This is a genomic window from Rhizobium sp. BR 314, from assembly GCF_047445805.1.
GTDB lineage: Bacteria > Pseudomonadota > Alphaproteobacteria > Rhizobiales > Rhizobiaceae > Rhizobium > Rhizobium lusitanum_B.
This window is the reverse complement of sequence record NZ_JARWLA010000023.1, coordinates 40,828-53,219: the sequence shown is the minus strand read 5'-3', so window position 1 is coordinate 53,219 and position 12,392 is coordinate 40,828. Positions and strand designations below refer to the sequence as shown.

General features: G+C 59.9%; 15 protein-coding genes. 2 read left to right on the top strand and 13 right to left on the bottom strand.

The annotated features are described in order from the left end of the window. Positions 1-26: 26 nt before the first annotated feature. Entirely contained in the window at positions 27-1,973 is a 1,947-nt protein-coding gene (locus tag QD461_RS24285) for a glycosyl transferase (RefSeq protein ID WP_414090024.1), read from the top strand. A gap of 84 nt (positions 1,974-2,057) precedes the next feature. Here QD461_RS24285 and fliP read toward each other — a convergent pair whose 3' ends face one another. The 13 genes from fliP to flgF all read right to left on the bottom strand — a co-directional run bounded on the left by fliP (position 2,058) and on the right by flgF (position 11,297). Beyond that, positions 2,058-2,816, bottom strand: a complete 759-nt coding sequence (fliP, locus tag QD461_RS24280) for a flagellar type III secretion system pore protein FliP (protein ID WP_414090023.1) — start codon at positions 2,814-2,816, stop codon at positions 2,058-2,060. Then, positions 2,813-3,310, bottom strand: coding sequence for a flagellar basal body-associated FliL family protein (locus tag QD461_RS24275; protein ID WP_414090022.1), 498 nt, complete (start codon positions 3,308-3,310; stop codon positions 2,813-2,815). Before QD461_RS24275 ends, fliP begins: the two co-directional genes overlap by 4 nt. A 148-nt stretch (positions 3,311-3,458) precedes the next feature. Then, entirely contained in the window at positions 3,459-4,172 is a 714-nt protein-coding gene (gene flgH, locus QD461_RS24270) for a flagellar basal body L-ring protein FlgH (protein ID WP_414090021.1), read from the bottom strand. After that, complete coding sequence (locus tag QD461_RS24265; RefSeq protein WP_184709438.1) at positions 4,169-4,720, bottom strand: MotE family protein; 552 nt, start codon at positions 4,718-4,720, stop codon at positions 4,169-4,171. The genes flgH and QD461_RS24265 overlap by 4 nt, the downstream gene beginning before the upstream one ends. Beyond that, entirely contained in the window at positions 4,717-5,835 is a 1,119-nt protein-coding gene (locus QD461_RS24260; RefSeq protein WP_184709436.1) for a flagellar basal body P-ring protein FlgI, read from the bottom strand. The genes QD461_RS24265 and QD461_RS24260 overlap by 4 nt, the downstream gene beginning before the upstream one ends. Beyond that, positions 5,832-6,317, bottom strand: a complete 486-nt coding sequence (gene flgA / locus QD461_RS24255) for a flagellar basal body P-ring formation chaperone FlgA (RefSeq protein WP_409527716.1) — start codon at positions 6,315-6,317, stop codon at positions 5,832-5,834. Before flgA ends, QD461_RS24260 begins: the two co-directional genes overlap by 4 nt. A gap of 34 nt (positions 6,318-6,351) precedes the next feature. Further along, a complete protein-coding gene (flgG, locus tag QD461_RS24250; RefSeq protein ID WP_184709432.1) occupies positions 6,352-7,140 on the bottom strand; it encodes a flagellar basal-body rod protein FlgG in 789 nt (262 codons plus the stop codon). A 98-nt stretch (positions 7,141-7,238) separates the two neighbouring features. After that, entirely contained in the window at positions 7,239-7,589 is a 351-nt protein-coding gene (locus QD461_RS24245; RefSeq protein WP_184709430.1) for a flagellar hook-basal body complex protein FliE, read from the bottom strand. Then, positions 7,589-8,005 carry a flagellar basal body rod protein FlgC gene (gene flgC / locus QD461_RS24240; protein ID WP_184709428.1) on the bottom strand — a complete coding sequence of 139 codons (417 nt, stop codon included), beginning with the start codon at positions 8,003-8,005 and terminating at the stop codon, positions 7,589-7,591. Before flgC ends, QD461_RS24245 begins: the two co-directional genes overlap by 1 nt. Positions 8,006-8,021: 16 nt before the next feature. Beyond that, on the bottom strand, positions 8,022-8,414 hold the full coding sequence (gene flgB, locus QD461_RS24235) for a flagellar basal body rod protein FlgB (RefSeq protein WP_184709426.1): 393 nt from the start codon (positions 8,412-8,414) through the stop codon (positions 8,022-8,024). 118 nt (positions 8,415-8,532) lie between these two features. After that, positions 8,533-9,078 (bottom strand): flagellar protein, encoded by a 546-nt coding sequence (locus QD461_RS24230; RefSeq protein WP_414090020.1) that lies wholly within the window; start codon positions 9,076-9,078, stop codon positions 8,533-8,535. An 83-nt stretch (positions 9,079-9,161) separates the two neighbouring features. Continuing rightward, the gene (gene fliI, locus QD461_RS24225; RefSeq protein ID WP_414090019.1) at positions 9,162-10,550 is read right to left on the bottom strand and encodes a flagellar protein export ATPase FliI; all 1,389 of its coding nucleotides are present in this window, start codon (positions 10,548-10,550) and stop codon (positions 9,162-9,164) included. Positions 10,551-10,562: 12 nt separating this feature from the next. Next, the gene (flgF, locus tag QD461_RS24220) at positions 10,563-11,297 is read right to left on the bottom strand and encodes a flagellar basal-body rod protein FlgF (RefSeq protein ID WP_184709421.1); all 735 of its coding nucleotides are present in this window, start codon (positions 11,295-11,297) and stop codon (positions 10,563-10,565) included. A 222-nt stretch (positions 11,298-11,519) separates the two neighbouring features. On the opposite strand from flgF, the gene motA reads away from it, so the two are divergent. Beyond that, positions 11,520-12,392 (top strand): flagellar motor stator protein MotA, encoded by an 873-nt coding sequence (gene motA / locus QD461_RS24215; protein WP_004128566.1) that lies wholly within the window; start codon positions 11,520-11,522, stop codon positions 12,390-12,392.

Here is a 12,392-nt window from a genome sequence, read left to right as displayed (position 1 = left end):
CAACATTCCGCTTGGAGTTCTCGCTCGTGAATACGAAAAACGCCTTTTCAGCAGCGTCCAGTCTCTATCAGAAGGGGCAATATACGCGCGCGCTCGAAACGCTGAACGATCTGCTTAATGTCGACAGGTCCTCCAAGACCTATGCATTGCTGGCCAAGACGCTGCTCAAACTCGGCTTCAAGGCGGATGCTGCGAGCGCCTACGAACTGGCCGGCAGGCAACCGCCCCGCCGCGAAGACTATCTCCGCGAAGCGCTGCTGCTCCATAGCGAATGCGGTAACGACGATCAGGCGCTCGCTGTCGGTAGCCTCATCTTGCCGCTGGCATTCAAGGATCCAGACCTTGCTTTCGCTCTCAGCCGTATTCTCCTCGGCCGTCAACAGAAAGAGCTTCTGACCGGCTTCAAGAGCGTGCTCGTCGAAGGGCCGGAGATGAAGCATCGGTTTATGGCGGCAACGCTTCTTACCGACGATCTCTACGAAGAGGGCAACAAGCACATCGTCGCGACCCTATTCAAGACCTACCCGGACAACATCATCTTCCGGACGCTCTATCTGATCTTCGCACGCGAGGAGTCCGACCTCGCCGCCGTCGACAGGCACATGGCGCCAGTCCTGGCATCTCTGGCGCAGGGCAAGCTCGATCATGTGATCCCCGATAACCCGTTCTTCCATCTTCACTGGTGCGGTGACGAAGCCATCAACAAACTTGCCATCCACGATACCGTTCCGCTGCCCGCCGGCCACGCCGAGACCCGCCGGAAGCTTCCGCATGCGTGGAACCGGAAGATCCGCATCGGATACGTCTCCTCCGACTTCTGGCCGGGGCATGCAACGATGAAGCTCCTGCAGCACGTTCTCGAGCTGCACGACAAGGAGCGGTTCGAGATTACTCTGTTCGACCACTCCAATCCGCTTGCCCAGCAGGAAGAGGAATTCGATTACGCGAAGCTTGGGACTCTGGTCGATATCCGCGGCCACTCAGATCAGGCGGCGGCGGCTGAGATTCGCGCACGCGGCATCGATATACTCATCGACCTCAAGGGGCACACGAAGGCAAGCCGGGCGCATATTTTCAACTACATGCCCGCCCCGATCCAGGTTGCCTGGCTCGGCTTCCCCGGCACGACGGTCAATATCGATCTCGACTACATCATCGGCGACCAGTTCGTGCTACCGGAGCGTTCGAAGGAACATTTCCACGAGAAGTTCTGCCGCCTTCCCGATTGCTATCAGCCGAACGATCCGCTCAACCGGCCGAAGCCGCGGCCGACGACCCGGGCCCAGCATGGGTTGCCTGAGGACGCTTTCGTCTTTGCCTCCTTCAACGGCAACCGCAAGATCACCTCGCAGATGATCGACGTCTGGTGCAATATTCTGAAGCGCAGCAAGAACGGCGTGCTCTGGCTGCTATGCAACGGCCCGCACTCCGAGGCCAATCTCTGGGCGCGACTGGAAGCCCGCGGCATCAGCCGCAAGCGCGTCATCTTCACCTCGCGTATCGATTATCAGGAACATATCGATCGTCAGCAGCTCGCCGATCTCGGCCTCGACACCTTCCCGGTCAACGGCCATACCACGACCTCGGAGCAGCTCTGGGGCGGCCTGCCGGTTCTGACTGTCAAGGGCACCAACTTCGCCTCACGCGTCAGCGAAAGCCTGCTCAACGCAATCGGCGTGCCGGAGCTGGTCGCTAAAGACATGCAGGCCTATGAAGACATGGCGGTGGAGCTTGCCAGCCAGCCGGCGCGCATGGCGCAGTTCAAGCAGACGCTGGTTGCCAATCGCTACATCAAGCCGCTCTTCGACTCCGAACGTTTCACGCATCACCTTGAGACAGCCTTCGAGATGATGGTGGACCGCGCCAAGCAAGGGCTGGCACCGGACCATATGGATGTGCCAGCGCTGCCGATCCGCACCGAACCCTTTATGACGGCGGACGATCCGAGCACGGCGGCGATCGCCGCCGAATAAGACTGAAAAATCCAGCAGACAAGAAAATCGCCGAGAAGAGATTCCCGGCGATTTTCTTTGGATGATTTTTTCGTCGTTGTTACGTCAGTGGAAAGAGCGCACGAGACTGCCGACCAGCAAATTCCAACCGTCGATCAGCACGAAGAACAGAATCTTGAAGGGCAGCGAGATCGAGGTTGGCGGCAGCATCATCATGCCCATCGCCATAACGATAGTCGACACGATCAGGTCGATGACGAGAAACGGCAGGACAACCAGGAAGCCGATCTCGAAGCCGCGGCGAATTTCAGAAATCATGAAAGCCGGGATCAGCACCCGATAGTCGATCTTGTTATCGACCACGGTGGTCTGGCCCCGCTCCTTCGCCAGATCGACGAAGAGCTTCAGATCCTTGTCGCGCGTATTGTTCGACATGAACGTACGGAAGGGCTCGGCAATGCGCTGCACGGCGTCCGCTTCCGAAATCTGGTTGGCGAGCAGCGGCTGCACGCCCTCTTTCCAGGACTGATCGAAGGTCGGAGACATGACGTAGAAGGTCATGAAAAGGGCCAAGCTCAGCAGGATCATGTTCGACGGCGTCGTCGCAAGGCCCATGCCGGTCCGCAGGATCGAAAAAGCGATGATGAAGCGCGGAAAGCTTGTCACCATGATCAGGATGCCCGGTGCGATCGACAGGACCGTCAGGAGCCCGAAGGTGCGAATGATCCAAGCTGCAACGGAGCCGTTGACCGGAGCGTTCAGAAGATCTGTGGGGAGCTGCTGCGACAATTGCTGCGCCATCGCCAGCTCCGGCGAGAAAACAGCAAGGGCTAATGTAGCGAATACAAGTGCAAACCGACTCATTCGATCACGAAAGTTCTGAACATAACTTTCGATACTCGTCCTTCAGAGCGCAGGTCAACACGCTCTTGAATGTCATCCCGAAGATATTGCAAGCCCCGCGCACCTTCGATCTGCTGCAGGGAGACGGTGCGGATATAGGCAAGGATGTCCTGATGGATCGACTGGGCCAGCTGGGTGTCCGGCTGCCCCTTGAAGACCAGAGCCAGCTCCAGCCGTATCCAGCTTTGCGAAGGATAGGCGAGATTGGTGGTGATCGGGTCGAGCGCGACGATGCCGTTCGTCTGTCCTGCCGCCGCTGCCGCGGCCTGCTTGCCGCCGGCCGGCGCTGCTTTCGCCTGCACGGCCGCAGCTGCCGCCTTGATCCTCGGCGCAACCATGGTACCGACGACCCAGCCGCCGCCGCCGCCGAGCACGGTCAGCACCAACAGCCCGACGATCGTCATGATGAGCGGCGATCCCTTGCCCTTTGCTGATTCGTCTGCGGCTGCAGCCATGTTCCTGTCCGTCCGTTGTCTAGAGCGTTTCGGCTTTTCTCAGAATCGCGGAAGCGCTCTACTTTCTTGTTTTCTCTCGCATTCCGGCCGGAAAACCGCTGCGCACTTTTCCTGGAAATGCATCTAACTTATACGATGCCGTCAGCTGTCAGAGCGGCGACAGAAGATCGACCGCCTGCTGGCCTCTCGGCGGCTGCTGTACTTCCGTCAGGCGACCCCGACCGCCATAGGAGATGCGCGCTTCGGCGATCTTGTCGTAGGAGATGGTGTTATCCGAGGTGACATCCTGCGGGCGGACGATACCGGCAACGTTGAGAATACGGATTTCCTGGTTCATGCGTACTTCCTGCGAGCCGCTGATCATCAGGTTGCCGTTCTCGAGAATACCGGTGACGACAGCGGCCACGAGCAGGTTGATCTGCTCGGAACGCTGCATCTTGCCCTTGCTGTCGGTGCTGGTGTCGGAACCATATTTCGCGTCCGCGTTCGTGCTCGGCTGCCAGCCGAAGATCTTGGCGGTGACGTTCCAGCCCAAATCGCTCTTGTTCACGCGATTGCGATTGGTCTCGTTGTCCCAATTCGCCTTATCGTCGATCTTGATCGTGACCGTCAGGATGTCGCCGACATTGAGTGCGCGCGAATCCTTGAAGAGGGCGGCCTGTGAATCATTCCAAAGCGAATAGCCCTGCGCGACCTGGTGCGGCCTCTTCGGATACTGTGACATCTGCGGCGTCTGCGCATATTGCAGGCCGCTGCCGATCGGACTCATGGCAGGCGCTCTGCCGATTTCCTTCATGGCCTGCGACTGGCAACCGGCGAGAAAGACGACGATTGCACAGGCGGCCTTAACACGCGTGTTCATGAGGGGTCCTTCGACTTCGATGTGTTCGGGTTGGATGCGCTGGCGATGATGTTGGTGATCGTGGCCGCTTTTTTTGCATCCATCTCCGCAAGGATGAGGCTCGACTGACGCGCCGAAAGCTTCATGATGATCGCGGCCGCAGTCGTCGTCCTAACGTCATTAAGGCTGGCCGCGGCGGCATCCGGTTTCATGTTCTTGTAGATATCGACCAGCCCCACATCTGCCGCCTTCAGGAAGTCGTCGCGACGCTTCAGCCAGTCCTCGTATTCGGCCTTGCGCGTGTCCATGGTGGCAATGCGCTTGTCGACATCGGCCTGCAGCTTTTCCAGCTCCTGCTTCTGTAGCAGGTAGCGTTGATCGCGGGCCGGATCGGCGATGTTGGTGCAGAACTGCCGGATCTCATCCTGGCTCGAGGCCGGATCGACAACCGGCTTCGGTGCCTGTTGCGCCGCGCCCGCTCCGAGCGACAGCAGCAAGAGGGCCGCTGCAGAGACAGCCGACAGACCGCAGGAGATGAGCATCTTCTTGGAGCTTACGATCGATATCATTGCAGCACGAGCTCCGCTTGCAGGGCGCCGGCAGACTTGATGCCTTGCAGGATGGCGATGATGCCGTCCGGCTTGACGCCGATATTGTTGAGGCCGGAAACGAGCGTCTTCAGGTCAGGTCCTTCGAGCACTGCGACACGACCGCCGCTCTTCGTGGCTGTGATGTCGGTCTGGTCCTGGATGGCCGTCTGCCCGTTCGAGAAAGGCTCGGGCTGGATCACCTGCGGATTCTCGCTCACCTGTACGGTCAGCGTTCCGTAGCTCACCGCGACCGGGGAGACGCGAACGTCGGCACCGATGACGATGGTTCCGGTGCGCTCGTTGATGACGACCTTGGCCGGCGTATCCGTCTGGACATTGAGATTCTCGATGTCAGCCATCAGTCGCGTCAGATCAGACATCTTCGGCTTACTGATGGAGACTTCCTGCGAATCCTTCGCCTCGGCGATCGGCGAGCCGAAGCGCGACGTTGCCCATGCGTTGACGGTATCGGCAATACGGATGGATGTGGAGAAGTCCGGATTGCGCAGCTGCAGGACCAGATTGACCGAATCCTTGAAGCGGGACGGCAGTTCGCGCTCGATGATAGCACCGCCGGGGACGCGACCTGCCGTGGTGACGCCTTCGGTGACCGATGCAGCAGCGCCCTGTGCCTGGAAGCCGGAAACGATGACCGAACCCTGCGCGACCGCATAGATCTGGCCGTCAGCGCCACTCAGCGAAGTCATGATGAGCGTGCCGCCGCGCAGCGATGTCGCATCGCCGAGCGAGCTTACCGTCACGTCGAGACGGCTGCCGGGGCTTGCGAACGGCGGCAGGTTCGCCGTCACCATGACGGCTGCGGCATTTTTGGCTGCGGATTGACCGCCTTGCGTCGAAATGCCGAGGTTTTGCAGCATTGCGCGCATGGATTGCTCGGTGAAAGGCGACGCACGCAAGCTGTCGCCCGTTCCCTGGAGGCCGACGATCAAGCCATACCCGATAAGCTGATTGTCGCGGCCGGATTGCAGCGACGCTATGTCCTTGATGCGTGATTGCATCGCGGCGGCCGGATCGGCAATGATCAGGCTGGGCAATGCAAACAGGATCGCGAGAAATTGACGAAGCCGTTTCATTTTGCGACCACGCGGATCGTGCCGTTTTCGAGAACCGTGCCGTTGACGATGATGCCGGAATCCATGTTGCGGGCCCGGATGCTGTCGCCAACCGCGCCATCGTCCAACGGCGTGCCTGCCGCTGTGATCGTCATTGTGCCCATGCTCATGACCAGGCGGACATTGGAGCCGCGCGTTACCGCATAGGGCTGCCGTAACGAAGAGATCGAGATGGTGCGGCCGGGCAGAAGCGTCCGCTTCGATACCCTGCCGGTGACCTCCGGGATGCGCTTGGCATAGTCGCCCGTAAGATTGGGGTTGGTGACTTCGACCTCTTCCAGCTGACCTTTGTTGATGATGTCGCCGGGATAGATCGTCTCGGTCGGTACGACAGCGGTGCCCATGCCACCGGTATCGGCGCCTGCGGCGCCCCCCGGCGCAGCAGCTGCGAACATTACCGAAAGGCTCGCGGCGGCGAACCAGGCCATTGCTAAGCTTTTCATCCGGCGAAACCTCATGTTCAGCCCGTCCTTCCCGCTACTTCAGGTTCTTGCTGACGATCTGCGCCATGTCGTCGGCCGTCGTGATGACCTTGGAATTCATCTCGTAGGCGCGCTGCGCGGTGATCAGGTCGGTGATCTCCTTGACCGGATCGACATTCGACGATTCCAGATAATATTGCTTCATGTAGGCGAAGCCGTCCTGGTTCGGATCGGAGATGACCGGGCTGCCAGAGGCCGGTGTTTGCGTGAAAAGGTTGCTGCCCATGGGCTGCAGGCCGGCTTCGTTGACGAAGTTGGCGATCTGAAGCTGACCGAGGACGGTCGGCGTCGTCGCCGTGCCGATTTTGGCGGCGATCTGGCCGGACTGGTTGATGGTGATGCTGGTGGCGTTGCTCGGGATCGTAATCCCCGGCGCCAGCACGTTGCCATCTGGCGTGACAATCTGGCCCGTATCGCTCTTGTTGAACGATCCGGCGCGCGTGTAGGCCATCGTACCGTCAGGCATCTTGATCTGGAACCAGCCGCGACCGACGAGCGCGACGTCAAGGTCGTTCTGCGTCTGTGACAATTGCCCTTGGATCTGGATGTTGCGCACAGCTGTTGTCTGCACGCCGAGACCGATATTGGCGCCTTCCGGAACGACGGCCTGATTGGGTCGGTTGGAGATGCCCTTGGCGCGCTCGGTCTGATAGAGAAGGTCGGAGAACTCTGCGCGCGAACGCTTGTAACCGGTCGTGTTGATGTTCGCGATGTTGTTCGCGATGACTTCAAGATTGGTCTGCTGGGCGTCCATGCCCGTTGCGGCAATTGCGAGCGCTCTCATGCTTTCGTCCTTCGAGCTTGGGCGTGGTCGTCGAAGCCGGAGATAAGGCCAGCGAGCAACCTACGCGGAATCAGGTAGTTAGGGCGGGAGATCCCGCTCTAGATCTGCATTCTAGTGATATCGAGAAAGGCGGAAACGACCTTGTCGCGCAGCGCGATCGCGGTCTGCAAGGTCTGGTCGGCCTGCATGACCTTGTCGACGACTTCGCGCGTACTCATCGTGCCCTTCATGCCGGCGAAGGAGGCGTTTTCCGCTTCCTTCAGTGTGCTGATGGAGTCCTTCGCGACATTCGACATGACGGAGGCGAAGTTCATTCCGGCTTCCGCTCCCATGGCGACCGCCGGGGAGGCGTTCAGCGTGCTGGAAGCTGCAGACGTGAGATCGGTGGCGATGCTGCCGAGGCCGCGGGTTGCAGAGAGAGAGGCGACATTCTTGATGGAGTCGATCATTATGAGTTCTTCAGCAGGTCAATCGTGGAGGAGATGAGGTCGCGAGCCTGCCTGACAGTCTGCAGGTTGGCTTCGTAGGACCGGTTGGCTTCGCGCATGTCAGCCATTTCGACCAGGACGTTCACGTTGGGCATCTTGACGTAGCCCTTCTGATCCGCGGCCGGATTGCCCGGATCATATTCCTGGATGAACTTGCCCGTATCGTGGCCGAGTTTCTTGACGCCGACGGTGGTGAGACCGTTGGCACGATCCATTTCGGCACCGAAGGTCACGGTCTTGCGCCGATAGGGGTCGGCGCCCGGAGTGTCGCCCGTCGAACGGGCGTTGGCGATATTTTCGGAGACGACGCGCAGGCGGGTCGATTGAGCTTCCAGGCCGGAGCCTGCGATCTTCAATGCGGCGGATAACGGGTCCATGACATCTTCACTTCATCTATTGTTTTACGGCCATCAGCATCATGCGATGAAAGGAGCTTACGAGTGCGGTGTTCAAGCTGTACTGGCGCTTGATTTCACCGGATTTGGCGAGCTCGTCTTCCAGGCCGACGGTGTTACCCGACTCCTGGACACCAATTTCCTGATTGAGCGGCGCTTCCTCTACGTTGACGTTGCCGCTCGCGCTGAAATCATTGCCCGAAAGATGCGCCGGATTGGTTCTCGCCATGGTGACGTTCTGGTTTTCCAGAACGGCTTGGAACGGCGTGACGTCCTTGGCGCGATATTTCGGGGTATTGGCATTGGCGATGTTGCCGGCAACAACCTCTTGACGCGCCTGTAGCCACTCGGCTTGCCGCGAGGCCAGGTCAAAGAGCTGAATCGGTTGCATGGGCTTCTCTCCGTTCTTACACTCAGAATCTAGCGGGATAATCTTGCGTGGGACTTGCGGGAAATGCGTTCCTGTAAAGGTCTTGAAAGTGCCTGAAACACAGGCGCTTCCGGCTGTTTCAATTGTTGCCGTAAACATCGCCCGTGGAGGTGACGATGATCCACTTTCCGTTGCGTTGTTCGATTGACGCCAAACGGCTGTTGTCGGGCAGAACCGAGCCGACGCGCACGACATACATGCCCGTATCGTCCTCGATCAGGGCCCGGCCGTTGACGACGTGCAGCAGGTGAAATGGCACCTTGCCCGGGAACGGCTGCTGATCGGCCGCCGGCCCCTTGTCGTCCTCGCGGCCGGCATTGCTCACGGTCGCGGTGGTCAATGGATCCGGAATAAAATCCCGCGGTTCGGCAGGATTCTTGTTGACCATGGCGAGCGGCGATACGCTTACAACCTGGCGACCCGGCCAATTCGGCAGATCGCGGGTACGATCGCCTTCAGCCACCTGGATACCGAACTTGTCCGGGTTCAGGAAAACATACCACGGGAAGAAGGCCGATGCCCCGGCAAGCACCAGGCCGGTGCAGGCCAGCGCCTTGTCCGTGACGGTTCGCCTTCTCGCCGGCTTCGGCGGAGCGACCGGTTCGTCTGCGTCGGTTTCTCTCACGTCTGCCCCCTCTTACGGCACTGAATGCCGGGATGTCGGCCGGCTGCCGACACTAATTGATTGAAGCGATCCATCACGCGGCGTCACCTCCCTCGAACAGGCACCGCTGCCGCGGAGCCATTTTTCAGGGCGGTTGCAAGATCGGTGAACGAGTCGTCCGACGGTCCTTCTCCCGGCGTCTGCTTCAGGACGTCGTAGATGATCGGCACCTGGCGGACGGCGATATCGAGATCCGCGTCGCTGCCCTGGCGATAGCCGCCGATCAGGCGCAGATCGCGGGTTTCCTCATAACGATGCACGAGAGCTTTCAGCCGGGAGACTAGCTTTTCCTGATCCGGCGTCCAGGCCTTGCGCGCCAGGCGCGACACCGACGCCAGCGGATCGATCGGCGGATAGCGACCTTCCTCGGCAAGGCTGCGCTGCAGAACGATATGACCGTCGAGAATACCGCGGGTCGAGTCGGCGATTGGATCGTTGTGATTGTCGCCATCGACGAGGATGGAAATGATGGCGGTGATGGTGCCGGTGCCTTCGGGACCGGGGCCGGCCCGCTCGAGGAGGCGCGGCAACTCCGTGAAGACCGAGGCCGGGTAGCCGCGGGCGATCGGCGGCTCGCCGGATGCGGTCGCAACCTCGCGAATGGCATGAGCGAAACGGGTGACGCTATCGACGATCAACAGCACGTTGTCGCCCTGATCGCGGAAATGCTCGGCGATGGTGATCGCCGACAAAGGCGCCATCTTGCGCAGCATCGGGCTTTCGTCGCTGGTGGCGACGACGGCCACTGCCTTCTGCATATGGGGTCCGAGCGTATCCTCGATGAATTCGCGCACTTCGCGACCGCGTTCGCCAACAAGCGCGATGACCACCTTGTCGAAAGCTTCGGCCCTGGCCACCATCGACAGCAGCGTCGACTTGCCGACACCGGAACCGGCGAAGATGCCGAGACGCTGCCCGAGGCAGAGCGGCGAAAAGATATCGATGGCCCGCACGCCGGTCTTGAAACCGGTTTCGACGCGCTTGCGCGTCATCGAGGACGGCGCCGTATTGGAAATCGACCGCGCTTCAAGCCCGTGTGTCAGCGGTCCCAGCCCATCGATCGGCTCGCCGAGCGAGCTGATCGTGCGACCGCACCAGCTGTTGTCAGGGGAAATGCGGAAGGCACCCTTGCGAATGATCGTGTCCTGAATGCCGATCGGCTCGCCCGGCTCGATCGGACAGACATAGGTCAGCTCCGGCTCGACACGCACGACCTCGCCCAGATGGACACCCGTCTTGGAACGATGTGCAACGAAATCGCCAAGACGCACCTGCCTGGAAAGACCGGCAACCGTGTAGTGGCCGGCGGCGATAGTGCGCACGTGGCCACCATGGGCCACGGCATTTTCCGCCATCGCATACTGCCCCGCAAGGACAGCCATATGCGAGAGCTTCGGCGACATCACGCCCTCCGGCAACCGATCCTCGACCATGATCCGTCCCCGTTACTGGCTGCCGCCGAGGGTCTTGATCGCGTCGGTGAGCGTGCTTTCGCTGCTGCTGGTAAGTGTGCTGATATTGTCGAAAGCGCGGCTGACCTCGATCAGGTTGGTCATTTCCCGCATGCCGTTGACGTTGGAATTTTCGAGATATCCTTGCGCGATGCCGACACTCGAGCGGTCGATGACCGACTGTGGCGTATCGGTCGGCAGGATGCCGCTATTCTGGTAGCGCAGGAAACCTTTGGTGACATCGGCCGAGTAGAGGCCGATCTGACCCATGGTCTTGCCGTTCTGGCTAATCGTGCCGTTTGACGACACTGTCGGCGCCCCACCCGCCGGGTCGAGCTGGATCGGCGCACCGCCGGGATCCACCACCGGAAAGCCGCGCACGGAAACCAGTGCGCCGCTCTCTGACATGGTGAAGCGGCCGTCGCGCGACAGCACCATGCCGGCCGGCGTATTCAAGCCGAACCAGGCATCGCCCTTAACGGCAAAATCGAAGAAATTACCGGTATTCTGCAGTTCCCCATTTTCCACGGAGAGATAGTCGTTGCCTTGCGAAACGAAGGCGACCTTGGCGTTGAGCTTGTTTTCAGTGTTGCTGAGAACCTGATCGAACTTGACCTCGGTACCGCGGAAACCCGTCGTGTTCACATTGGCCAAGTTGTCGGCGATCGTCGTCAGACGCCGCTCGAGCGCCATCTGGGACGATAGCGCCACATAGATACCAGACTGCATTTTCAACGCCCTCCGGACATTGGAGAATAACGGGAAAGGAAACGCTAGGGCGCTCCTACATTTCGTTAGCGGGGCATCGATGCCCTTACCCGCCATCCTGCCGGCATTGGCTTGTGCGAAGCTGACACGGCAAAGGACGACCGAACGGCAGCATCGAACAGCCTCACGCAAGGCAGCTCCCCTAGTTCATTGTATGAAGCAACGTTCAGGTGTGGACCGACGATGAACATTATTATCGGATTTGTAGTGACCTGCGGCTGCATCATAGGCAGCTTCATGGCTATGGGCGGAGACGTAGGCGCGCTGTTCCAGCCCTTCGAATTTGTCATTATCGCAGGCGCCGGTCTCGGCGGCTTCATCATGGCCAATCCGATGAAGGTCGTGAAGGATTCGGGCAAGGCGCTCGGAGAAGCCTTCCGTCATGCGGTCCCGAAGGAGCGCAATTATCTCGATACGCTGGGCGTGCTCTACGCCCTGATGCGCGACCTGCGCACCAAGTCGCGCAACGAGATCGAAGCTCATATCGATAATCCGGATGAATCGGCGATCTTCCAGGCCGCCCCGACGGTCCTGAAAAACAAGGATCTGACGGCTTTCATCTGCGATTACGTCCGTCTCATCATCATTGGCAACGCCCGCTCTCACGAGATCGAGGCGCTGATGGATGAAGAACTCGACACCATGCAGCACGACAAGATGAAGCCCTACCACGCGATCACGATTATGGGCGATTCGTTCCCTGCCATCGGTATTGTCGCCGCCGTTCTCGGCGTCATCAAGGCCATGAGCCACATCAACGAATCACCCGAGGTCCTCGGCCACCTGATCGGATCGGCGCTGGTCGGCACCTTCCTCGGCATCATCCTGTCCTATTCCGTCTGCGCGCCGCTGGTTTCCCAGATCAAGGTCGTACGCAACAAGCAGCATCGTCTCTATGTCATCGTGAAGCAGACGCTGCTGGCTTACATGAACGGCTCCGTACCGCAGGTCGCGCTCGAATACGGCCGCAAGACCATCTCCTCGTACGAGCGTCCGTCCATCGACGCCGTCGAGCAGGAAATGATGAACCCCGGCGGCGAAAGCAAGGCAGCCTGA